20 protein-coding genes are annotated in these 22716 nt (G+C 42.8%); 10 read left to right on the plus strand and 10 right to left on the minus strand.

Annotated elements, in window-relative coordinates; translation table 11 throughout:
- Window positions 1–30 precede the first annotated feature (30 nt).
- A complete protein-coding gene (locus ACWATR_RS05390) occupies window positions 31–1962 on the plus strand; it encodes an ABC-F family ATP-binding cassette domain-containing protein (protein WP_460330168.1) in 1932 nt (643 codons plus the stop codon).
- A gap of 144 nt (window positions 1963–2106) precedes the next feature.
- Here ACWATR_RS05390 and ACWATR_RS05395 read toward each other — a convergent pair whose 3' ends face one another.
- The gene (locus ACWATR_RS05395) at window positions 2107–2334 is read right to left on the minus strand and encodes a hypothetical protein (RefSeq protein ID WP_460330170.1); all 228 of its coding nucleotides are present in this window, start codon (window positions 2332–2334) and stop codon (window positions 2107–2109) included.
- A gap of 168 nt (window positions 2335–2502) precedes the next feature.
- Here ACWATR_RS05395 and ACWATR_RS05400 point away from each other — a divergent pair, with 168 nt between their 5' ends.
- On the plus strand, window positions 2503–6627 hold the full coding sequence (locus ACWATR_RS05400; RefSeq protein WP_460330172.1) for an NB-ARC domain-containing protein: 4125 nt from the start codon (window positions 2503–2505) through the stop codon (window positions 6625–6627).
- Here ACWATR_RS05400 and ACWATR_RS05405 read toward each other — a convergent pair.
- Both ACWATR_RS05405 and ACWATR_RS05410 read right to left on the minus strand, forming a co-directional pair.
- A complete protein-coding gene (locus ACWATR_RS05405; RefSeq protein WP_460330174.1) occupies window positions 6599–6796 on the minus strand; it encodes a hypothetical protein in 198 nt (65 codons plus the stop codon). The genes ACWATR_RS05400 and ACWATR_RS05405 overlap by 29 nt on opposite strands.
- On the minus strand, window positions 6783–7007 hold the full coding sequence (locus ACWATR_RS05410) for a hypothetical protein (protein WP_460330176.1): 225 nt from the start codon (window positions 7005–7007) through the stop codon (window positions 6783–6785). The genes ACWATR_RS05405 and ACWATR_RS05410 overlap by 14 nt, the downstream gene beginning before the upstream one ends.
- Here ACWATR_RS05410 and ACWATR_RS05415 point away from each other — a divergent pair.
- Window positions 6997–7182 (plus strand): hypothetical protein, encoded by a 186-nt coding sequence (locus tag ACWATR_RS05415; protein WP_460330178.1) that lies wholly within the window; start codon window positions 6997–6999, stop codon window positions 7180–7182. The two genes, ACWATR_RS05410 and ACWATR_RS05415, sit on opposite strands and share 11 nt — an antisense overlap.
- A gap of 343 nt (window positions 7183–7525) precedes the next feature.
- Here the strand turns inward: ACWATR_RS05415 and ACWATR_RS05420 are convergent, their stop codons facing one another.
- Together ACWATR_RS05420 and ACWATR_RS05425 are read right to left on the minus strand one after the other, a co-directional pair.
- Window positions 7526–8185, minus strand: a complete 660-nt coding sequence (locus ACWATR_RS05420) for a phytochelatin synthase family protein (RefSeq protein ID WP_069068670.1) — start codon at window positions 8183–8185, stop codon at window positions 7526–7528.
- A gap of 72 nt (window positions 8186–8257) precedes the next feature.
- Window positions 8258–8611, minus strand: coding sequence for a hypothetical protein (locus ACWATR_RS05425; RefSeq protein ID WP_460330180.1), 354 nt, complete (start codon window positions 8609–8611; stop codon window positions 8258–8260).
- A 569-nt stretch (window positions 8612–9180) separates the two neighbouring features.
- Here ACWATR_RS05425 and ACWATR_RS05430 point away from each other — a divergent pair.
- On the plus strand, window positions 9181–9576 hold the full coding sequence (locus ACWATR_RS05430; protein WP_460330182.1) for a hypothetical protein: 396 nt from the start codon (window positions 9181–9183) through the stop codon (window positions 9574–9576).
- Between the two features lie 311 nt (window positions 9577–9887).
- Here the strand turns inward: ACWATR_RS05430 and ACWATR_RS05435 are convergent, their stop codons facing one another.
- On the minus strand, window positions 9888–10334 hold the full coding sequence (locus tag ACWATR_RS05435; RefSeq protein ID WP_460330184.1) for a DUF4288 domain-containing protein: 447 nt from the start codon (window positions 10332–10334) through the stop codon (window positions 9888–9890).
- A gap of 223 nt (window positions 10335–10557) precedes the next feature.
- On the opposite strand from ACWATR_RS05435, the gene ACWATR_RS05440 reads away from it, so the two are divergent.
- Window positions 10558–10923 carry a hypothetical protein gene (locus ACWATR_RS05440; protein WP_460330186.1) on the plus strand — a complete coding sequence of 122 codons (366 nt, stop codon included), beginning with the start codon at window positions 10558–10560 and terminating at the stop codon, window positions 10921–10923.
- Window positions 10924–11151: 228 nt separating this feature from the next.
- Here the strand turns inward: ACWATR_RS05440 and ACWATR_RS05445 are convergent, their stop codons facing one another.
- Window positions 11152–11505, minus strand: a complete 354-nt coding sequence (locus ACWATR_RS05445; protein ID WP_460330188.1) for a Spx/MgsR family RNA polymerase-binding regulatory protein — start codon at window positions 11503–11505, stop codon at window positions 11152–11154.
- A gap of 272 nt (window positions 11506–11777) precedes the next feature.
- Between ACWATR_RS05445 and ACWATR_RS05450 the strand changes: the two genes are divergently transcribed.
- From ACWATR_RS05450 to ACWATR_RS05460, 3 genes are all read left to right on the plus strand, one after another.
- The gene (locus ACWATR_RS05450) at window positions 11778–12536 is read left to right on the plus strand and encodes an ATP-binding cassette domain-containing protein (protein WP_460330190.1); all 759 of its coding nucleotides are present in this window, start codon (window positions 11778–11780) and stop codon (window positions 12534–12536) included.
- On the plus strand, window positions 12533–13165 hold the full coding sequence (locus tag ACWATR_RS05455; RefSeq protein ID WP_460330192.1) for an ABC transporter permease: 633 nt from the start codon (window positions 12533–12535) through the stop codon (window positions 13163–13165). Before ACWATR_RS05450 ends, ACWATR_RS05455 begins: the two co-directional genes overlap by 4 nt.
- A 358-nt stretch (window positions 13166–13523) precedes the next feature.
- Window positions 13524–14426 (plus strand): glycine betaine ABC transporter substrate-binding protein, encoded by a 903-nt coding sequence (locus ACWATR_RS05460; RefSeq protein ID WP_460330194.1) that lies wholly within the window; start codon window positions 13524–13526, stop codon window positions 14424–14426.
- Between the two features lie 139 nt (window positions 14427–14565).
- Here the strand turns inward: ACWATR_RS05460 and ACWATR_RS05465 are convergent, their stop codons facing one another.
- Both ACWATR_RS05465 and ACWATR_RS05470 read right to left on the minus strand, forming a co-directional pair.
- Window positions 14566–14766, minus strand: a complete 201-nt coding sequence (locus tag ACWATR_RS05465; protein ID WP_460330196.1) for a hypothetical protein — start codon at window positions 14764–14766, stop codon at window positions 14566–14568.
- A gap of 75 nt (window positions 14767–14841) precedes the next feature.
- Window positions 14842–17790 (minus strand): beta strand repeat-containing protein, encoded by a 2949-nt coding sequence (locus tag ACWATR_RS05470; RefSeq protein WP_460330198.1) that lies wholly within the window; start codon window positions 17788–17790, stop codon window positions 14842–14844.
- A 1127-nt stretch (window positions 17791–18917) separates the two neighbouring features.
- Here ACWATR_RS05470 and ggt point away from each other — a divergent pair.
- Window positions 18918–20696: a gamma-glutamyltransferase gene (ggt, locus tag ACWATR_RS05475; protein ID WP_460330200.1), complete on the plus strand. Its 1779-nt coding sequence runs from the start codon at window positions 18918–18920 to the stop codon at window positions 20694–20696.
- Window positions 20697–20751: 55 nt separating this feature from the next.
- On the opposite strand, the gene ACWATR_RS05480 is transcribed toward ggt, so the two are convergent.
- The gene (locus ACWATR_RS05480) at window positions 20752–21015 is read right to left on the minus strand and encodes a hypothetical protein (protein WP_181930461.1); all 264 of its coding nucleotides are present in this window, start codon (window positions 21013–21015) and stop codon (window positions 20752–20754) included.
- A gap of 473 nt (window positions 21016–21488) precedes the next feature.
- On the opposite strand from ACWATR_RS05480, the gene prfB reads away from it, so the two are divergent.
- Window positions 21489–22611, plus strand: a protein-coding gene (prfB, locus tag ACWATR_RS05485) for a peptide chain release factor 2 (protein WP_460330202.1) whose coding sequence is annotated in 2 segments (ribosomal slippage) — window positions 21489–21560 and window positions 21562–22611 — 1122 coding nt in all. Because the reading frame shifts where the segments join, the coding sequence is not laid out codon by codon here.
- Window positions 22612–22716: the final 105 nt, after the last annotated feature.

The raw sequence follows: 22716 nt of genomic DNA on the forward strand, positions 1-22716 counted from the left end.
TAATGAAAAATAATTAATGACTTCAATCTTATGAGTATTATTACACTACAGTCAGTTAAAAAAGACTTTGGTATCAAGGAAATTTTAAAAGATGCTAGCTTTAGCCTCGATGCTACCGATAAAGTTGGTTTAATTGGTACTAATGGTTCTGGAAAATCAACCCTATTAAAAATGATTGCAGGGTTAGAATCAATTGATAGTGGTCAGATTTTAATCAACTCCGGTTCTAAAATTATCTACTTACCGCAGCAGCCAGATTTAGATGAAAATCACACAGTTTTAGAGCAAGTTTTTGCTGACAGTGGCGAACATATTGCTATAGTGCGTGAGTATGAAGAACTCTCAGATAAATTGGCTCACTATCCAGATGATAGCCAACTGATGTCTCGCCTTTCTGTGGTGATGCAACAGATGGATACAAATGATGCTTGGGAACTAGAAACTAATGCCAAAATCATCCTGACAAAATTAGGAATTTCTGACTTTGATGCCAAGATAGGTACTTTATCTGGAGGCTATCGCAAACGCATTGCTTTAGCATCAGCCTTGCTCTCAGAACCAGATGTTTTGCTCATGGATGAGCCGACAAACCATCTTGATGCTCTTTCTGTAGAATGGTTACAAAGTTATTTGAATCGCTATCGCGGCGCACTTTTTCTCATTACCCACGATCGCTATTTTCTAGATCGCGTTACCAATCGGATCATTGAAATCGACCGAGGCGACATTTACACCTATACAGGTAACTACTCATATTACCTCGAAAAGAAAGCTTTAGCTGAAGAATCTGCCGTAAGTAGTCAACGTAAACACCAAGGCTTATTACGCCGCGAGTTGGAATGGCTCAAAAAAGGGCCCAAAGCCAGAAGTACCAAGCAAAAAGCGAGAATTGACCGCGCTCACGCTCTGCGGGATACTGAGTTTAAACAAGTTCAGGGTAAAGTTGATATTTCGACAGTTGGTCGTCGCATTGGCAAAAAGGTTATTGAATTAAATAACGTTTCCAAAGCATACAATGGACGGACTCTGATTAATAATTTCACCTACGAATTTAGTCCAGAAGACCGCATTGGCATCATCGGCGCTAACGGTGCTGGTAAATCCACTTTAATGGATATTATTACTGGTCAGATTCAGCCAGATTCAGGTGTTGCAGAAATTGGGACTACAATTCACATCGGTTATTTTGACCAGCATTCTGAAGAATTGCTCACAGCATTGAATGAAAATCAGCGCGTGATTGACTATATCAAAGAAGAAGGAGAATTTATCAAAATTACCGATGGAACTCAAATTACTGCTTCGCAAATGTTAGAGCGGTTTTTGTTTCCTGGTAATCAGCAGTATGCCCCAATTAGTAAACTTTCCGGTGGGGAAAAACGCCGTTTATTTCTGTTGCGGGTTTTGATGAGTGCGCCCAATGTCTTGATTTTAGATGAACCGACAAACGATTTAGATGTGCAGACATTGGCAGTATTAGAAGATTATTTAGAAGATTTTGTTGGGTGTGTAATTGTAGTTTCTCACGATCGCTACTTTCTCGATCGCACCATCGACACAGTATTTTCCTTTGAAGAAGGCGGTAATCTGAGGCAATATCCAGGTAATTACTCGATTTACCTAGACTATAAGAAGGCTGAAGAGGCACAGCTACAAGCTGCGAACACTAAGGAGAAGCCGAAAAATGTCGAAGTTCAAAATAATGGTGCGGCTGCACCCAAGGAGGTAGAGAATACCAAGCGGCGGAGATTATCCAATTGGGAGAAAAAAGAATTTGAGCAGTTGGAAGGTAAAATTGCCCAGTTAGAGGCTGAGAAAGAAGAAACCGAGAAAACGCTGGCGAATGTCTCACCGGGGAATTATAGCCAAGTGCAAAAACTGTATGATCATGTGGAAAAACTCAAGCACGCGATCGATGTGGCGACTGAACGCTGGTTAGAATTGGCTGAGATGGAGTCTTGATTTTTTAATAGTTTTACCCCACCCTAACCCTCCCCTTATAAAGGGGAGGGAACAAGATTTCTTGTTTCCCCCCTTTATAAGGGGGGATTAAGGGGGGTAATGCGACTTGTGTGTACACCGTAGCTTTTTAAGGGGGGAATCGGTTCATCTTTTACTCTTGCTTTTTAGAGAATCGTTTTCGTCCCTTTTCTTCTGCAAGCTGCGGATTTTAACCAGCACTGAAATATATTGTTGAGTCATCCAAATCAACGCCTCAATGGATGAGTTACCTTGGTCAATCTGGCTTTTAGCTTGTAAACCAATCAAGAATAGTTGCATTGCTAGCAACAAAGCAATAATTTTACCGAGAATATTTTGACGCTTACCTTGCATTTGTTTCTACCCCAAAGAGTTGATAGATATAGGTTCTCTTTGGGGTTGTATCCCTAAGCAAATACCCTAATCTCGCTGAAAATGCCTTAGAATCTGGATTACATGAGTTTGGGGTGGTAGTTTCAATCTGGGGTAGCCCCAAACTTCTTACTCAACTTTTTGGATGTAATGCCACGAGAATCTACTAAAGGCCCTGTAATTCAGAAACGAGTCAAGCGTCTGCTAGAGGCGTTGCTTTATTTTGTCGATGGGGAATTTGGGGACAGTAACTTTAAAATTGAGTCTGACTGGAAAGAAGAAGACAGCACTAACCCCAAGCTGACTGTGCAGACTACGTTAGTCGTGTTGGAGTCGCTGACGCAAAAAGATAGATATCCTGGCAAGTTAACTAAAGTGCAAATTCGAGAAGCGCTGAATTTGCTGAAGGATTTTTTGAAGATTCTGAAAGATAACCGTCTCCAAACTCAAGGTTCTGATGACTGGCACTTTACTTTAAAGCTATGGTCAAAGGATAGAGAGAAGAACCTGAAAGGGTTTGATGAAGCGTGGGAAAAGAATAGACCAAAGAAATCAAAAGAATTAGCAGCTAATCTCAGCAAAGATGAGAGCGTTGCTGTTACACCCGAAATTAAACTTACTCTGTTTCAAGCGCCGCCCTTACCGACATACTTTGTAGAACGCCCAGAGTACAGCGATGATTTAAAGACTCGTCTTTTAAATGGTTCATCGTCTGATAGTCGCACTTTAGTAATTACTGCGATTCACGGTTTGGGTTCGGTGGGCAAATCTACTTTAGCTACGGCTTTAGCCCATGATGCAGAGGTACAATCTCGTTTTTGTCATGGCATTCTTTGGGCAACATTAGGTCAACAACCCGATGTGCTTTCTTTACTTAGTGGCTGGGTTCAGGCATTAGGAGACTATAGCTTTAAACCTACCAGTGTAGAAGCAACTTCTTGCCATTTGCGGACTCTGCTTTATGACAAAGCTTTGCTGCTAGTGGTGGACGATGCGTGGCATACAAAAGATGCACAAGCGTTTAATGTTGGTGGGGCGCGTTGTCAAGTTTTGGTAACTACTCGTGAAGGTTCAATTGCCCATGCTCTGGGAGCTAGGCTTTATAATCTGGATGTGATGACGGCAGCCCAAGCAATGGAACTGCTGAAGAAGAGATTAGGACGTGACATCATTGGTGTAGAGCGTCAGTCAGCAGAAAATTTAGCCCAAGCTGTTGGTTTTCTGCCTTTGGCATTGGAATTGGCAGCAGTTCAGGTTGCCAGTGGCACATCTTCTTGGACGAGATTCTTACAAGATATTCAGCAAGAAATTGCCCGATTAAAATCATTTAACCTTGCTGGAGCCAGAGATGCAACTGATGAAGCCAGCTTAAAACGCCTCAGTCTGACTGCATCATTAAATTTGACTATCAATTCATTACCAGAAGAGGAAAGACAAAATTTTACTTGGCTGGGGGTGTTACCTGAAGATGTCAGCATTACTCCCCAAATGGCAGCAACACTTTGGGATATGGATGATGAGCGCGATGCCTTAGATACATTGCAATATTTTGGGGATAAAGCGCTACTGTTGCCCGGAATACTTATAAATGGAATACCCACCTATCGTTTACATGACTTATTCCACGATTTAGCGTGTAATTTGTTAACTGCTCCCTCTGTGCCAAAGCGCTCAGGAGATTTGGCTGGGTTGGGTTTAAACCTTGCTAATGCTCACACTGCTTTTTTGGAAAAATATCGGCAGAAAACCCAGAATGGTTTATGGCATACTCTGCCCAATGATGGTTACATTCATCAGCGTTTAGTTTGGCATTTGGAAAAGGCTGGACGGGTTGAAGAGATTCATCAGTTGTTACGCAAAGAGTCGGCAACTGGAAACAATGGCTGGTATGAAGTGCGGGAAAAATTGGGAGAAACTGGCGGTTACATCACAGATATTTCTCGTGCCTGGGAATTAGCAGAAGCGAATTGGACTGAATCAACACTACCTCAAGTTGTGAGTTTGCAGTGTCGCTATGCTTTGATTTCTGCATCCTTGAATAGTTTGGCAGCTAATTTACCAGTAAAACTGCTGGTGGCGTTAGTCAAAAACAATTTCTGGACTCCTGAACAAGGACTAGCTTATGCCCTGCAAAAACCAGAACTAGAGGAGAAAGTTAACTCGCTGACAGAACTAGTCAATTATTTGCCACCAAATCTTCAAGAGTTAGCATTGCAAAAAGCACTCACCGCTGCCAGGGCGATTCAGGATAAGAAATACCGCACCCCTGCCCTCATAGCCTTAGCCAACAAACTGCCAGAGGTATTGCCAGAAGCACTCACCGCTGCCAGGACGATTCAAGATAAGAAATACCGCACCCCTGCCCTCATAGCCTTAGCCGACAAACTGCCAGAGGTATTGCCAGAAGCACTCACCGCTGCCAGGGCGATTCAGGATAAGAAATATCGCACCTTTGCCCTCATAGCCTTAGCCGACAAACTGCCAGAGGTATTGCCAGAAGCACTCACCGTCGCCAGGGCGATTCAGGATGAGAGAGATTGCGCCGATGCCCTCAGTGCATTAGCCGACAAACTGCCAGAGGTATTGCCAGAAGCACTCACCGCCGCCAGGGCGATTCAGGATGAGTTTTATTACGCTTCTGCCCTCAGTGCATTAGCCGACAAACTGCCAGAGGTATTGCCAGAAGCACTCACCGCCGCCAGGGCAATTGAGTTTGAGTTTTTTCGCGCCGAAGTTCTTAGAGTCTTAGCCGACAAACTGCCACTACAGTTATTGCCAGAAGCACTTACCGCCGCCAGAGCTATTCAGTCTGAGTATTCTCGCGCCGGTATTCTCAGAGTCTTAGCCGACAAACTGCCACCACAGTTATTGCCAGAAGCACTCACCGTCGCTAGGGCGATTCAGGATGAGAGAGATTGCGCCGATGCCCTTATAGCTTTAGCCGACAAACTGCCAGAGCTATTTTTAGAAGCACTCAAAGCCTCCAGAGCGATTCAGGATGAGAGATATCGCGCCAATACCCTCAGTGTCTTAGTCAAAAAATTGCCACTACACTTATTGCCAGAAGCACTCACCGCCGCCAGGGCGATTCAGGATGAGTATTCTCGTGCCTCTGCCTTCAGTGCATTAGCCGACAAACTGCCACCACAGTTATTGCCAGAAACACTCACCGCCGCCAGGGCGATTCAGGATGAGAGATATCGCGCCGATGCCCTCATAGCCTTAGCCGACAGACTGCCAGAGGTATTGCCAGAAGCACTCACCGCCGCTAGGGCGATTCAGAATGAGTTTGATCGTGCCTGTGCCCTCAGTGCATTAGCCGACAAACTGCCACCACAGTTATTGCCAGAAACACTCACCGCCGCCAGGGCGATTCAGGATGAGAGATATCGAGCCGATGCCCTCATAGCCTTAGCCGACAGACTGCCAGAGGTATTGCCAGAAGCACTCACCGCCGCTAGGGCGATTCAGAATGAGAAAGATCGCGCCGATGCCCTCATAGCCTTAGCCGACAAACTACCAGAGGTATTGCCAGAAGCACTCACCGCAGCCAAGGCGATTCAGGATGAGTATTCTCGTGCCTCTGCCTTCAGTGCATTAGCCGACAAACTGCCACCACAGTTATTGCCAGAAACACTCACCGCCGCCAGGGCGATTCAGGATGAGAGATATCGCGCCGATGCCCTCAGAGCCTTAGCCGACAAACTGCCACCACAGTTATTGCCAGAAACACTCACCGCCGCCAAGGCGATTCAGTCTGAGCGATTTCGCGCCGATGCCCTCAGAGTCTTAGCCAACAAACTACCACAGTTATTGCCAGAAGCACTCACCGCAGCCAAGGCGATTCAGGATGAGAGATATCGCGCCGATGCCCTCAAAGCCTTAGCCGACAAACTGCCAGAGTTATTGCCAGAAGCACTCACCGCAGCCAAGGCGATTCAGTCTAAGGCCTCTCGCGGCTCTGCCCTCATAGCCTTAGCCGACAAACTGCCACCAGAGTTATTGCCAGAAGCACTCACCGCCGCCAGGGCGATTGAGTCTGAGCGATTTCGCGCCAATGCCCTCAGTGCCTTAGCTTCTGGTCTGTCAAAAATGCCAACTGCCAAACTTTTTTTCCTTTGGCAAGATTCGCTTCACGAACTATCCCTTCGCACTCGCCCTAATTTGCTGCAAGATATCAAAGCATTGTTTCCAGTTATCTTTGCATTAGGTGGTGAAGCAGCAACGGTAGAAATTGCCCGTGCGATTATGGATGTGGGGCGATGGTGGAAATAATTACTAAATCAGCTAGTTGTTGCTGGGTTAGTCCCGCTTCTTTACGTGCATCGTAGATGATTTGAGATACCTGAGCATTTATTGATGATTCTCTAACCATCTCTTGTAATTCTGGATCTTCTTTCATCATTCTTTTAATGATTTTCAGTGCATCATTAGTTTTCTTCATTTATAGTCACTGACTCACCATCGCTATACTCAGCGCGAACTGCTTGAATTTCTGCCAGTGTATCTGCATCGTCTTCATACAACGCTTCTTCGGCTTCAAAAATTTGTTGCTCAATTAGCTCTTGAAGTTGACGTTTTTCTGTTAAATCAAGGGAAGATATTGCTTCTGCTAAAGTTTCTAAGGAGAGTTGTAGTTTAACAATGGCTGGCATTTTTCTCCTTTTGGGTGTGTTTTATTCGCATTTTGACACCATTATGCTGATTTTAACAGTTATATTTTTGCCAAGCCCAAAGACTTTTGGTTGTATTTCACGCTTGTGGGGTGCAGCGCAGCAATTGGATTTGTCTAAACTGCGATCGCAGCGCACTTCTACAACACCCTACTAACTATCTCTCAAAAACTGCGTAGTTTACCGCCGTAGGCCATGCCTACGCAGCCATATAGCGGTTATGAGTTGAAGCCTCTCTCCTAAAAAGACGTGTACACACAAGTCAAATTACCCCCCTCAATCCCCCCTTGCAAAGGGGGGAAGCCAAAAATCTAGTTCCCTCCCCTTTCCAAGGGGAGGGTTAGGGTGGGGTAATTTGATAACTTGTGTGTACACCGTAGCCTTTTAGGAGAGAGGTTAAACTGTATTACTTCCATTCGAGAACCGCTATATTCATATCAACATTTGTTAGTTATCTTTCAGAGGTTATTTTAAAAATGGTTGGCTATGATTCTAAGCACTTATTCAGAATGGAGAGCGTTCAAGGCGATTTCTGAAGGGTGAACCACTCCGTTAGCTGCTAAATTGGCTTTCTCTTGCCTGCGAAGCACGATCATGCCACGAGAGCGATTTGATGAGGAATCTTTATCTACGCAAGCGGCATATATACGTTGAATTGGGCATTTCCAAAACCGGGTATATCGTTTAGGATTTGTATCTGCAATGGTTATTTCTTGAGTTTTCGGGTCATAGTCTGCCAATAAGGAGAAGTGACCACCTTCTAAACTTGGATTTTCATGGGCAATACGGGTATTGAAGTTAAGAATGTGGACATCATTTTCATCACAAACGGCGGCTTCAACTTCACGGATGAATGCTTCAAGCGTCATACTCGGTTTATCAAAATGCTCTATCCGAATCGATAGGGGTATTTCTTTTTTTTCAAGGTAAGTTCGACAAGTATCGTAGGTTTCTGCTAACGTCATCCCATCATCTAAAACCGATGCGATGGGTAGTTGGGTTGCATAAAAAATCTCATCAACAGTTGTCAGATATCCCAATGCGGTAAAAGCATAAGCAATTGCAGTGACATTGCAACAGTAGATGGGTTGTTGAAATTGATGTAGTTGAATGATTTCTAAATCTCGTTTGGAAATTTGAGCTAAATTATCAAGATCCATTTTTCTGCCTTTTTTTAGATATATATATCGATTAATTCAGGATTTACAGCTTTTTTGAAAACTGTGCTTGCATTATCTAGCACTCGCCATTAAAGATGCAAGGACAGTTAAGACAGTTAAGCAAATTTTTGAGACAGTTAAGACAGTGTTAACATCCGGTTCACGGGAGCAGTCTTCGAGTTCCCAGGAGCAGTCTTCGAGTACACGGGAGCGGTCTTCGAGTACACGGGAGCGGTCTTCGAGTTCCCAGGAGCAGTCTTCGAGTTCCCAGGAGCAGTCTTCGAGTTCCCAGGAGTAGTCTTCGAGTACACGGGAGCGGTCTTCGAGTACACGGGAGCGGTCTTCGAGTACACGGGAGCAGTCTTCGAGTTCCCAGGAGCGGTCTTCGAGTACACGGGAGCAGTCTGCCTCAAAACTTTTATACATAGCCGTAGTCACATAGGTTATACCATTTCACAAAAATCTTGATACATATAGATTTTTTGTAGGGGTTTAGCACTGCTCATTGGTGTCAACTTCAGCTAGAAATAGCTTCGCTGCGGGCTTCCTAACCCGCCAGAGAATGAATTCTCTGGCTCATAGCTAAAGTCTACTGAAGTAGACTGAATATTTTTGGGGATATCTAGTCATCTTCAGATGACTTTCGCTATGAGACAGGGATTTACAATCCCTGGCGGACGTGCGGTTTCGCGTTAAGTTGACACCAATGAGCAATGTGCTTTACCCCTACCCACGTATTTGTATCATTATTAAAGTGAAATGGTATTAGGACATTTTGAAAACACCAAGGCTAGGAATAGTAATACTTTTACCTCCTGCCTCCTGCTATAACTTAAATAATTATTCCTATAAAAATCAACATCTAGTGATGAGATACCGGAAAATTACTGGTATTACTTGAAAAGTTTATCAAAAAAAATTGTGAGTTACCCTGAACCGGAATATGGTTTAACTAAGGCAAGCTAGCTCTAGAAGTATCTTAAAGAAATAAATTTATGTCTCGTCTAAAACGCACATCCCGCATTTTAGAAAAAGCTCAGTTAAGATCCGCTGGACTAAAATCGATTGTTCCAAGCATTAAATTTGATGAAAATCATAATCTGGAAAAACTGATTGAGTCAATTGATCAATTACGTAACAAACTTGATGTTTATAATACCGCTCTGTCTGTGGTTGACTCTTCTAGAACTGAAATTGAAGAGATGGAAAAAAACTTGAGTCAGCTTTCAGAGAAAATGCTGATGGTGGTTGCAATCAAGTACGGCAAAGACAGCCGTGAATATGAGATGGCGGGTGGTGTTCGCAATAGCGATCGCATCCGCAAAATCAGATCAAGCCGCTTGAAAAATGTTGCAGAACAAGCCTCAGATGAGAATAGTAAAACTGCATAGTAGTGGCGCTACAAGCCAAATCAATGCGTACCGCCAAGGCTCACCAACGTAAGGATAAAGATGTCGCCTCGAAAATCTTTGAATAGATCATCAAAGAAGCCCAACGGCGCGAATGCGATCGCCTGAATTTGGAGACAGGGGCAATCCCAGAGTTTGCCCCAGCACGAGTATTGTACACACGGTGTGGGTTCAAGTACCGATGCCCCTTCCTTGAATATATCGATGATCCGAACAGCGTATTTATGACGTTAGCTGTACTGTAAAGGTTTGGGATGGCGAATGCACTGTTGGACTGAAGTATTTAAAGTACTTCAATAACACCCATCGCCACTCATTCTTTTTGCTACTTCATCCATAATTTCTTTACTGCTATAGTCTGGCTTAGATGGATCTATTGGTTTTAACGGACGAAAGATAGCTAGCTGAGATTTTGGAGTCAGCATTTGTTGTAGCTGGCTTTCATGTATACCAATTTTTTCCTCAAACATCAGTTCAGCACCATGTTCCAATTCATCATGAATAACATTTATATCCCGTAAGCCTCTATAAGTAAAAGTGACGGTTTGATTTTTGGGATTGAGATATGTGCTGTTACCCTCATAACCAAGTTCTTCAGCTTTTTCAAAAGCCTCTTCTGGTGAAGAAGCACGGATAAGAACAATATCTACATGAACAACATTGCGTGGATTTCCCTCAACGTTACACTCGATCACCAATTCAGCAATATACCACTTTGCGTCTTTTGGAATGTATGCCATTGCTTGTAAAACCCAAAACTTATACCAATAATGGTATCACTGAGTATTCAGTAGTTTTGTTTGAAATGATTTTTTAAACTCATCTGATAGGTTGTGTTACTGAAAACCAATTAAGTACTTTTATTACATTTTCACTAATCAAATTTGTAAATCCTGAACTATATAATTACTCAACTTAAGTATTAAATAAATAGATTACCAATAGTTTAGGAAAAGCAAAAACGTGAATCGTTTCAAAAAGCTATCCTCAATTGCGTTCCTGTTATTAGCCTTCATTTATCCGCCTGCTTTGGCTGAAGCTAAGGATAATACTCTAAATCATGTTCTCAATGAACAGAGTATTGACGCACAGACAAATTTAGTTGGAGAGCAAAGTGAAGAACTTTTGTTAGCTCGCCGACGGAATCGACGACGTTATCATAGACGGCAACGAACTGGAAGATATTATTATCAACGCCAGCGGAATCGACGACATCATTATAGACGACGCTATCGTTCCATACGTTATAAAGGACAACGATATCGTCGTGGAGAATGGGAACTTGTGCGTGATCGTCATGGACGATTAATGTATGATTGGCAGCGTTAATAGTAAAACTTACACCCAATTCTCCCAGAGAATCTTTACGCGTAAATCCTAATTTAGACAGACTTGTTTGAGATAAGTAAAATTATTGAAAATAGGAAAACCTGAAGTATATCAAGAAAATTAACTAGGCTAAAACCCTCTTTAATTCTACTTTCTGTCCTTCGGCTTGGTGCAGCAACATAATTGATAATTTAACTCCAATCTCACAGTTAGAGCGTTGCTCCCTGACTAAAATCCTAATTTTTCTTGAACTACTGCTTCATCTTTAAAGCCGACTAGCACAGCTGTTCCATCTTTGACAAAAAGTGGACGTTTGAGAAGCATTGCATCGTGAGTGAATGCATCAATCCACTGTTCATCAGTCCAAATCTTTTTTTGATCTCCTAAAGCGCGGTAGGATTGGCCAGAGGTATTTCGCATGGGAGCAAAACCCAAAGACTTTACCCAGTTTTGAATCATCTCATGGGTTGGCGGAGTATCTTTGGTGTTGATAAACTCATAGTCAATGTTGTTGTGTTGGAGCCACGTTAAAGCTTTTTTGCAAGTGCTGCAATTGGGAATTCCGTAGACTTGAATAGACATAAAACAATTAAACAACAATCTCCATATATGACATAGCTTGTGTAACTTCTGCAATGCTCCTATCCTTGAATCTCTGCGGCAGAAATACGCGGTAGAAATACAAAGACGCGATAAATCGCCGTCTCTACAACAAACTGATGATTGTAGAGACGGCGATTCATCGCGTCTCTTGCCTTAGCAATTCATCGCGTCTCTTAACCAAACAGCATTGGTTAGCACGCTAGCAAAATCAGCAGATAATACATACAGCTAGCGTCCACCAAAAGCCACCCATGCAGCAAAATAACCAAACCGCCGTTGAATTCCGCGATGTTACCTTTAGCCGCAATCATCGCCCCTTGGTGTCAAATCTCAATTTCAGCATCCGCCAGGGGGAAGCACTGGTATTACTTGGGCGCAGTGGTAGCGGCAAAACCACCACAATGAAATTAATTAATCGCCTATTTACACCTACACAAGGCGAAGTTTTATTTGATGGCATTCCCACAACTCAATGGGATGAAATTAAACTGCGGCGAAAAATTGGTTATGTCATTCAAGAAATTGGTTTATTTCCCCATTTTACAGTTGAACGCAATGTAGGTTTAGTTCCTTCTTTGGAAGGTTGGCAATCTAAACAAATTAAAACGCGGGTTTATGAGTTGCTGCAATTAGTAGGCTTAGAACCAGCACAATTTGCCACACGTTACCCGCACGAACTTTCGGGAGGACAAAGGCAAAGAGTCGGGGTAGCCAGGGCTTTAGCGGCAGATCCGCCTGTGTTGTTGATGGATGAACCCTTTGGCGCACTCGATCCAATTACGCGCCTAGAACTGCAACAAGAGTTTCGGCATTTGCAGCAAGAGTTAGGCAAAACTGTTGTTTTCGTCACCCACGATATTCAAGAAGCCTTGGTTTTGGCATCAAGAATTGGTTTAATGTATGGCGGAGAATTGGTAGTATTGGGGACAACAGATGAATTTATGCGATCGCAACACCCAGAAAGTCTTGCCTTTCTTCAATGTCTGCGTTCCCTGCAAGATACTCTATGAAAAATTTCTTCCTCGTTAAGTATGCCCCAGAAATTCTTCAGCATACTCTCGAACACCTATTTTTAGTAGGCATTGCCATTGGAATTGCCATACTTGTAGGCATTCCATTAGGTATTTTAATTACACGTAAAACTTATCTCCGCCAGCCAATTCTTGGCATAGCGAATATTCTCCAGACTATTCCTAGTTTGGCACTGTTTGGCTTACTCATTCCTGTTCCGATAATTGGCGGAATTGGTGCAGTACCAGCAATTGTTGCCCTGACTGTATATTCCTTGCTGCCGATAATTCGTAACACTTACACAGGTATTACTGGCGTCGATCCAGCAATTCGGGAAGCTGGGAGAGGTATGGGAATGACAGATAGAGAGTTGTTATTGCAAGTTGAGATTCCCTTGGCAATGGGAGTAATTTTAGCAGGAGTGCGAGTAGCAACAGTAATTGCTATTGGTATTGCAACTATTGCAGCGGCAATTGGTGCTGGTGGTTTGGGAGTGTTTATTTTTCGTGGGATATCAGTTGTAAATGATCAGCTAATTTTAGCTGGTGCAGTTCCGGCGGCAGGAATTGCATTACTGGCTGACTTTGCAATTGGCTGGATGGAGAATAAATTAAAAATTAAAAGTTAACTCTAAACTTAACCGCCAGATCACGTCCGCCAGGGATTGTAAATCCCTGTCTCATAGCTAAAGTCCTCTGAAGAGGACTAAAGAGCGCGGAAAATTTTCAGTCTACTTCAGTAGACTTGAGCAATTAGTCTCTTAATTATATTCCCTGGCGGGTGAACAACACCTAATCAGTACGCTATTTTTGGCTTAAGTTGACACGCATGAGCAATGTGCTTTACCCCTACATCTGACCATCGAAGAACGATTAATAAAAGACTGAAACGACCCATTCTCGTATATTCATACGATGAGTTGTACAGTGCGTAAGTCCTATACTTGTAATACATCTTCTAAAATTTAATTTATATAATGACCTCTCATGAAAAGATTTTTAGCACTTTGTTTTTTAACTTTTGCCTTGTTATTGGTAATTACTAGTTGTACGCCAAATTCAAATAGTAATAACGGTGGCAATATTATTCTTGCTTCTAAAGATTTTACTGAACAAGATATTTTAGGTGAACTGTTAGCACAACAAATTGAGGCGACAACTAATTTAAAAGTAGATCGTCGCCCTCGTTTGGGTGGTTCTTTTGTTTGTCATAGTGCTATTACTGCTGGCAAAATCGACGCATATATTGAGTATACAGGCACAGCTTTTACTGGAATTTTAAAGCAAAAAGCAGTTAATGACCCCAAAGAAGTTTATAAAAGATTAAAACAAGTATACTCCCAGCAATTCAATCTGGAAGTGATGCCAAGCTTAGGTTTTGAAAATACTTTTGCAATGATTATCCGGGGTGAAGATGCCAAGCGCAACAACATTGAAACTCTCTCTGAAGCTACTCAATATACACCAAAGTGGCGTGGCGGTTTCGGTTATGAATTTTTAGAACGAGAAGATGGTTTTCCAGGATTAGCTAAAACTTACGATTTACGTTTTGCCAAATCTCCCCAAATTATGGACTTGGGTTTGATATATCGTGCTTTGATTCAAAAACAAGTAGATATGGTGGCGGGGAATTCTACTGACGGACAGATTTCTCGCTTAGGTTTAGTTGTACTCAAGGATGATAAAAAGTATTTTCCACCTTATGAAACAGTGCCTATTGTTCGACAAGAAATATTAAAAAAGTATCCTGAATTAAGAACTGCGATCGCCTCACTTGCTGGAAAGATTTCGGCAGATGAAATGCGACAGTTAAACTATTTAGTTGAGGGGGAATTACGTGATATTAAAGATGTTGTCCAGGAGTTTCGGATATCAAAGGGATTCAAATAATTCGTAATGACGCTCGCGGACTCGCTACCGCTACGCTAACGTAATTCGTAATTAAGGGTTAGTGTAACGCACCGAAAATCTGAAATTTTGCGTTACGAAAGCCGTAACACACCCTACTGTTGTCCATGCAAAAAGTTCTTTAACCACGTAAACTCGCATCTCTTCCATGTTCTGGTAGCGGTGCCATCAGGAAAATTTCTCCTCTTCGATATTTAATGCGAGGTGAGGAGCGATCGCCTAATTGCTGACTCAATGCTTGATAGTCTTGCCAGTTTCCCAAAAGTTTTAACACCGCGCCAGGTGGTAACTCGATTCTTTCTGGTGTAATTACGGTATCCATATACTTTGAGAACGTTTCCTTTTTGGCTTGCTTACATCCCCATCCTGTAGAGGGATGGGGAATTACGCAATATGGTTAAACAACCACAAAATTGTTGTTCGTTAGCGATAACCCAGTAGATAATTCTGCAAATTGTACCTGAGTAAATGCGCCTGCATTACCATCTTGGTCAAAGAACAATGCACCTGTGGTGGAGTTATAAATAAATCGCTGGGTGCTAGTGGTTGCAGATTCTCCAAGTGTAAACTGACTTGTCTTAAGTACACCTGCTGATAAACCGCCACCAAAACCAGCAGTCGATACTTGAATTAGTTCATTAATGGCAACGAAGTCACGTATCCTATCAAGACCTTCATCGAAACTATTGAAAACAAAGGTATCAGTACCACCTTCCCCAAAGAGCCTATCATTACCCTTGCCACCGATGAGGATAGAATCGCCACTGCCACCTCTGAGGGTATCGTCACCATTGCCACCAATGAGTGTGTTATTACCTGAGTTACTAGAGGCTGTTAGGGAATCATCACCATCGCCCCCATCTAATAGATTATTGCCTGAACCGAAAACATTCAATATATCGTTACCATCGCCCCCATATAATAGATTATTGCCTGTACTGGAAACACCCAATATATCGTTACCATCGCCCCCATCTAATAGATTATTACCTGTTGATCTGTAAATATCCAAATAATCGTTACCAGCACCACCGTTGAGAGTGTTATTGCCAGATATGCTACTGATAACAAAATTTCCGAATTCGTCGTAGTAAATGTCACTCAAGGCCTGTAAAGAATCATTGCCATTGCCTCCATTGAGGAGGTGATTTCCTGTTGAAAGACTAATATCCAATAAATCGTCACCAGCGCCGCCATCTACTGTATCGTTACCATTGCCTGGGCGAAGCGTATCATTACCATTGCTTCCCACAAGATAATCATCATAGTCTGTACCTGTGATATTTAATTGTTCGATATTCTTGTAGCTAAACACTGTTGTGTTCGCCGTCGAAGAAATTACTGTGATGTTAGTAGTAGGATTGAAAGTCGAAGTAATTCCCGTGGTAGCACTGCTATAACTGAAAGACAAAGAGTCGTTACCTGCTCCCCCGTCTACTGTTTGAGTGACTAAGGTAGATAGGGAGTCAAAATTTAAGGAATCATTGCCATTGCCACCATTAAGGGTGTTATTGCCAGTGCCACCATTGAGAGTGTCATTGCCATCGCCACCGTTGAGAATATTATTGCCATCGCCACCCCTCAAAATGTCATTGCCACTTAAGCCTTCAAGAATGTCATCACCCCCTTGACCATTGATGACATCATTTGAGTTGTCAAATCCACTAACATTGTTGTTTAGGTCGTTTAGGAAGGTGACTGTGTTCTTTTTAAAGACAGTGCTTTGGGTAAAGTTGGCATCGAAGACATCAAAGCTGTCGGTGATGGAAGTTTGCCCATAAAACAGAATATTGCCCAAATCTACAGTGGCTCCAGTAGATTTAGTGAGGTTTTCCAGGTTTTCCAGGGCAAAGTTTTCCAGGATAAATCTGGTATCACCATACCCTTGAAAGCTGATTTCCAAACTTGTGCCATTCTGGGTGAGAAGCAAATTGTCGGCAGTGAAGTTACTATCGTCCTGGAATATCAGAGTGTCCACTTCGGCTATAACTGCTGCTGTGGGGTTTGTTCCTTTACCTACTCCATCAAAATCGGCGATCGTAGTAGTGCCATTATTAATCGTGTCGCTGTATATGTCGTTGTCGTTGAATAAGCCGTCGTAAACAAATTTATCCTTACCACCGCCGCCTGTAAGGCTATCATTGCCATTACCACCTGTGAGGCTATCATCGCCATTACCACCGCTAAGGGTGTTATTACCAGTGGCACCAGAAGCTGTTAGAGTATCATTGCCATCGCCTCCATCTAGGAGGTTATTGCCAGATGAGCGAGAGTCAAAGTAAGAGTCATAATATTGTTCAACAAAGCCAGAGATGTCTAGAAAATCATTGCCATCGCCTCCATCTAGGAGGTTATCGCCAGATGATCCACTAGCACTCAAGATATCATCACCATTACCACCGTTGAGGGTGTTATCGCCATCTGAGCCAGAGTCAGACGATGTATACTGCTCACCCCTTACAATCCCAGAGATAGAGAGAGAATCATTGCCATCGCCCCCATCTAAGAGGTTATCGCCTAATGAACCGCTAGCATTTAAAGTATCATCACCAGCACCACCATTGAGGGTATTGTTGCCTAAAGAGCGATCGTTGTAGCCTGGTGCGTAGGTGTTATAGTAGTTTCCGCCAGAGGTGGAGAGAAAATCATTGCCATCGCCACCATTAAACAGATTATTGCTTGAGGGGGAGTCAGCATACAAAGTATCGTCACCAACACCACCGTTGAGGGTATTATTGCCCGCACCACCCCTCAAAATGTCATTGCCACTTAAGCCTTCAATAATGTCATCACCTCCCTGAGCATTGATGACATCATTTGAATTGTCAAATCCACTAACATTGTTGGATAGGTCGTTTAGGAAGGTGACTGTGTTTTTTTTAAAGACAGTGCTTTGGGTGGAGTTGGCATCGAAGACATCAAAGCTGTCGATGATGGTAGTTTGCCCATAAAAAAGAATATTACCCAAATCTACAGTGGCTCCAGCAGATTTGGTGAGGTTATCCAGGTTTTCCAGGGCAAAGTTTTCCAGAATGAATTTGTAACTACCAAACCCTTGAAAGCCGATTTCCAGACTTGTGCCATTCTGGGCGAGGAGCAAGTTTTGAGCAGTAAAGGCACTATAACGCTGGAAACTTAGGGTATCCACTTCGGCAATGACTGCTGGTTTGGGGTTGGTTCCTTTGCCTACTCCACCGAAATCGGTGATCTTATGAATGTAGTTTGAGCCGCCTTCAAAAAGAAATATATCGTTGCCACCGCCACCAGTTAGGGTGTCGTTGTAATCGATGTAATCAAAAGCGCCTTGTAGGGTGTCGTTACCGCTGGTTCCAATGATAATTGCCATAAGTTTTTCCTGATTGAATCGATTTTTGGAGTAACTTCAGTTGTCAATAATCGAGTTTGTGCTGTTTGATTGCACAAATAATTTGCCAAAAGTTCAAGCTTTCGGCATACAATATTCACTCTTTAGATAGATAGACTCGCCAATTGTTCATTAAATATTTCCCCTTTAATTCGCTTGCACACATTACTTAATCCCAGTATTGAGGACTATCTAAGTCTTAAGCACTGCACAAAATTTAGTTGCTTTGTCAATGCATAAGTCTTACTAGTTTAAAAATAGGGAAAACTTGAGATGGCATAAAACAGGGAATTTTTATGCATTTGTTGTCGGCGTAGCTTGCCGCCGTAGGCATCGCTCTTGAATTTCTATCTGTAAAATAGAAAACATCAAAATAACCCAACAATAACTAAATATCGAATATTTACTTAGATGTCTATCTTTTCCAAAAATCTTTGCATACTCTTTATATTTGTAAGAAACCATTTATAAAGTAAATGTTGAATTGTAGCGTGCGTTATCGCTGAGAGTAGAACACCTGGAAATATAGTACATTACTGCTAAATTAGACTTTCTCAAACACTCAAATTCCTAGACGCCGTAACACATTCTAATTAATATTTACTTTATAAATAGGCTCTAACCATTTCCCCCTGCTCCCTGCCTCTTTTTCAAGGGCAGGGTGGTTTCATACGAAAAAAGAAAAATACATAAGCCTTGATTTCTTGTTTTGTAGCATGGCTTTTTACCCCACTTCCATTCCTCTCCCCGAAACGGCTACGGTGTACACACAAGTCCTAAAAACCTAGCTTGATAAGCATTTCCTCGTTCCCAGTCTGAGACTGGGAATGCATTCATTGAGTCTCTGACTCAATGCCAGATTGGAGGCAGAGCCTCCACGAGGAGCATTCCCATGTAGAACATGGGAACGAGATAAAAACGAGGTAAACGAGATAAACGAGAGAAGAATGGAAAATCAAGCTTTTTTCGACTTGTGTGTACATCGTAGTTTTCAAGGGGGAGCCATGCCTACGGCGACAAGCTACGCAAAAAATGGTAATCAAAATCTGATAAATTAAGTATACTCAGATGCTATATATGTATAAGTTTTTATGAAAAATGGTATAAAAATGCTTACTGTTACTCAAGCCAAGCGAGTTGCAATGCCTGCGACGCACGTAGCCATCGCAGTCTTTTCTTTCACACTCTTTGTTTATAGCCAAGTCGCTTCGGCTGCTTTAACTTTACCCCTACGCAGCAAAAAGGGAATGGTGGTTTCAGCCCATCCCCTAGCGAGTGAAGCGGGAATTTCGATGTTACGCAAAGGTGGTAATGCAGTGGATGCAGCTGTAGCCACAACCTTTGCAATTTCTGTAGTTGAGCCTTTTTCAGCGGGAATCGGTGGCGGCGGATTTTTGCTGATGCACTCTGAGAAAACTGGCGACATCAAAGCGCTAGATTTCCGTGAACGCGCACCTCTGAAAGCTACAAGAAATATGTATCTTGACGCAGAAGGAAAGGTGCGTCCCAATGCAAGTATTAAAGGTTATTTAGCAGTGGCGACACCAGGAACGGTGTCGGGACTTTATGAAGTGCATCGTCGCTATGGTAAGCTCTCTTGGCAAGAGGTGATGAAACCTGCGATCGCACTCGCTAAAGATGGCTTCATTTTGGGCGATGTAGCAACTTGGCGTTATCTGCAAACAAACCAATCCAGCCAACAAGCACTTATTAAGAATCCAGCCCTGCGAGAAATTTTCACTCGCAACGGTGAATTTTACAAACCAGGGGACAAGCTAGTGCAGCGTGATTTAGCACGGACTTTAGCCACAATTGCCCAAAATCCCCAAAGTTTTTACACCGGCAGTATTGCTCGTGCGATCGCTTCTGATATGGTAAAAAATGGTGGTTTAATGACTCTAGAAGACCTCAAAGCCTACAAACCAATCTGGCGCACTCCCGTTTGTGGAAATTTTCGCCAAGCTAAAATTTGCTCAATGCCACCACCTTCATCGGGAGGCGTTCACCTATTGCAGATTTTAAATATTATTGGTGATACCGATTTTAAATCTTTAGGATGGCATCATCCCGACGCTATACATTTAATGGTAGAGGCAATGAAGATTGCTTACAGCGATCGCTCACAATATTTAGGCGATCCTGATTTTGTCAAAGTCCCTGTACAAGAACTGCTTAGTCCAGCTTACGCCAAAAAACGCCGTCAAGAAATTAATATGCAAGTGGCTAGACCCTCGACCGAGATCAAGCCAGTAGATTTAAATTCTAAATGTCTGCGTCTTCCCTCATCCCCTTGTCCTCGGTATGAATCTCCTGAAACCAGCCATCTTAGTGTTGTGGATGAAGAACGCAACGCCGTGAGTTTGACTTTCACGATTAATCTCAGTTTTGGTGCTGGTGTAGTGACACCAGGAACTGGAATTGTCCTCAACAATGAGATGGATGATTTTGCTGCTGCGCCAGGAGTACCTAATGCCTTTGGTTTGGTTGGCAACGATGCCAATAGCATTGCGCCCCGCAAAACTCCTCTATCCAGCATGACTCCCACAATAGTCACAGAAAATGGTCATTTTCGGATGGCAGTGGGTGCGCCTGGTGGTAGCACCATCATCACCCAGGTTTTGCAAGTGATTTTAAATGTGCTGGAATACAACATGGATGTTGGTGCGGCTGTTTCTGTTCCACGCATACATCATCAATGGCTACCAGATGAGTTGCGCGTTGAATCTTGGGGCTTAGATGCTTTGACTGTGCAAGACTTACGCCGTCGGGGACACAAAATAAAAGAAACTGCTCCCTGGGGTAATGGTAACGCGATCGCGGTTACACCCGATGGAACTCTAGAAGGGGCCGCCGATCCTCGCGGTGAAGGTTCCCCAAGAGGTTTGTGAGCAAGTGAGGGATTGGGGAAACACAGCGACGCGCAGAATAACTAATGACAAATGACTATTGATTTTGAATTGTTGACTCTGCGTAGCTGCTGTTGCCAAACTCGTTTGCCCGTGCGCTAGGTACTAATGTCCAACCTGCTTTCAGAAGTTTTTGATAAGTTGCCCAACCTTTAGAACCACCTGGTATTTGATAATCTGGGACTGCAAAATGTCCAAAAGTTGTGTAGGGACGCCAAGGCTGATTGGGTTCTGTCTGCAAATACAAAATTTTCTCTCCATCGCCACCAGACTTAGATAACCAGCACATTTGTCGATGCATTGCAAACTCCTTTGCTTTTAGCTAATAACTAACGCATAGTGACAGAATTTTGTCAAGTCACACCTCACCCTTGTGGAGTACTTTTTTGCCTAATACTTTAGACAAAGTGTAATTAAGTTCTATCCATTATTAGGATAATTACTTAACAATTCATGCCTAGAGGACAGCTGTTAGTAGGACACAAAGATAAACAGTTTTCGCTCACCTTCTTTATGGGGTGAGATTTTTCTAATGTTATCCGCGTTTTTTGTGATTGGGTGTAACAATAACTACTATTTTGACTGGGGTTCGCAATCAGACTATTTGTTTTTCTGATTATATTAATCACAGATTTTGGAAATGACTTATAAATTTTTGTTGATTAGAAATAGTACAGGGAGAGTTTGCCCAACTACAGCTAAAATTAATAAATACAATAAAATAAAGAGCAATTTCACAATCCAAAGCGCTCTATCTATCATTCAGCAAGCACTATGGAAGTCTTAGAACTCAAACGCGAAATCGAAACGTTGTCTGGCCGCCTGGGTAAAACCCAGGACTATCTTTGACGTACCTGCACTGACAGCCAAAATTCAAGACCTCGAAAAAATATCTGCTCAACCAGAATTTTGGAATGACCAAACCCAAGCCCAACAAACCCTACAAGAACTCAACGACCTGAAAGCCCACCTCCAGCAATACGATCGCTGGCACGCCAATTTAGAAGATACTAAGGCAGTTGTTGAGTTATTGGAGTTAGAAACCGATGAGGCGCTACTCCAAGAAGCAGAATCTACTATCACTAAACTGAATCGTGACCTTGACCAGTGGGAGTTACAACAGTTACTTTCTGGCCCCTATGATGCTGAAGGTGCTGTACTGACCATTAGTGCTGGTGCTGGTGGCACAGATGCTCAAGACTGGGCATTTATGCTGATGCGGATGTACACCCGTTGGGGCGAAGCTCACGGCTATAAGGTAACTTTAGCTGAAGAGTCGGAGGGTGATGAAGCCGGAATTAAATCGGCAACCCTAGAAATTACTGGTCGCTATGCTTATGGTTACTTGCGATCGGAAATGGGTACACATCGCTTAGTGCGGATTTCACCTTTTAATGCCAACGGTAAGCGACAAACCAGTTTTGCAGGGGTGGAAGTAATGCCGCAGATTGATAACTCTGTGCAATTGGATATTCCAGACAAAGATTTGGATATCACCACAACTCGGTCTGGTGGTAAAGGTGGACAAAACGTCAACAAAGTAGAAACTGCGGTGCGGATTGTTCACATTCCGACTGGTCTTGCTGTGCGCTGTACAGAAGAGCGATCGCAACTGCAAAATAAAGAAAAAGCCCTAAATCGCCTCAAAGCAAAGCTATTGGTCATAGCCAAAGAGCAACGTGCCCAAGAAATTGCCGAAATTCGTGGCGATATGGTGGAAGCCTCCTGGGGAAATCAAATCCGTAACTATGTATTTCACCCTTACCAAATGGTGAAAGACTTGCGTACAAACACGGAAACAACAGCAATTGGCGATATTATGAATGGTGAACTTGATACATTCATCCAAGCTTATCTGCGCCAAGAAAATAAACTAGTAGAAAACACTCCTGCATAATTGAGGGTTATTTACAAGTAGTAAGTAAATTGTTTTTAACATTACTTACTACTTGTTATTTATTTTTTCGTATTTTCAGATTGGCGCGATCGCATAGCATCTTGG

The sequence above is a fragment of the Nostoc sp. UIC 10890 genome (assembly GCF_054786515.1).

Bases quoted from the DNA above. Each gene is read 5' to 3' on its own strand.
- ACWATR_RS05390 (WP_460330168.1), top strand. From the start codon at position 31: ATGAGTATTATTACACTACAGTCAGTTAAAAAAGACTTTGGTATCAAG.
- ACWATR_RS05395 (WP_460330170.1), bottom strand. From the start codon at position 2,334: ATGCAAGGTAAGCGTCAAAATATTCTCGGTAAAATTATTGCTTTGTTG.
- ACWATR_RS05400 (WP_460330172.1), top strand. From the start codon at position 2,503: ATGCCACGAGAATCTACTAAAGGCCCTGTAATTCAGAAACGAGTCAAG.
- ACWATR_RS05405 (WP_460330174.1), bottom strand. From the start codon at position 6,796: ATGAAGAAAACTAATGATGCACTGAAAATCATTAAAAGAATGATGAAA.
- ACWATR_RS05415 (WP_460330178.1), top strand. From the start codon at position 6,997: ATGGCTGGCATTTTTCTCCTTTTGGGTGTGTTTTATTCGCATTTTGAC.
- ACWATR_RS05410 (WP_460330176.1), bottom strand. From the start codon at position 7,007: ATGCCAGCCATTGTTAAACTACAACTCTCCTTAGAAACTTTAGCAGAA.
- ACWATR_RS05420 (WP_069068670.1), bottom strand. From the start codon at position 8,185: ATGGATCTTGATAATTTAGCTCAAATTTCCAAACGAGATTTAGAAATC.
- ACWATR_RS05425 (WP_460330180.1), bottom strand. From the start codon at position 8,611: ATGTATAAAAGTTTTGAGGCAGACTGCTCCCGTGTACTCGAAGACCGC.
- ACWATR_RS05430 (WP_460330182.1), top strand. From the start codon at position 9,181: ATGTCTCGTCTAAAACGCACATCCCGCATTTTAGAAAAAGCTCAGTTA.
- ACWATR_RS05435 (WP_460330184.1), bottom strand. From the start codon at position 10,334: ATGGCATACATTCCAAAAGACGCAAAGTGGTATATTGCTGAATTGGTG.
- ACWATR_RS05445 (WP_460330188.1), bottom strand. From the start codon at position 11,505: ATGTCTATTCAAGTCTACGGAATTCCCAATTGCAGCACTTGCAAAAAA.
- ACWATR_RS05450 (WP_460330190.1), top strand. From the start codon at position 11,778: ATGCAGCAAAATAACCAAACCGCCGTTGAATTCCGCGATGTTACCTTT.
- ACWATR_RS05455 (WP_460330192.1), top strand. From the start codon at position 12,533: ATGAAAAATTTCTTCCTCGTTAAGTATGCCCCAGAAATTCTTCAGCAT.
- ACWATR_RS05460 (WP_460330194.1), top strand. From the start codon at position 13,524: ATGAAAAGATTTTTAGCACTTTGTTTTTTAACTTTTGCCTTGTTATTG.
- ACWATR_RS05465 (WP_460330196.1), bottom strand. From the start codon at position 14,766: ATGGATACCGTAATTACACCAGAAAGAATCGAGTTACCACCTGGCGCG.
- ACWATR_RS05470 (WP_460330198.1), bottom strand. From the start codon at position 17,790: ATGGCAATTATCATTGGAACCAGCGGTAACGACACCCTACAAGGCGCT.
- ggt (WP_460330200.1), top strand. From the start codon at position 18,918: ATGCTTACTGTTACTCAAGCCAAGCGAGTTGCAATGCCTGCGACGCAC.
- ACWATR_RS05480 (WP_181930461.1), bottom strand. From the start codon at position 21,015: ATGCATCGACAAATGTGCTGGTTATCTAAGTCTGGTGGCGATGGAGAG.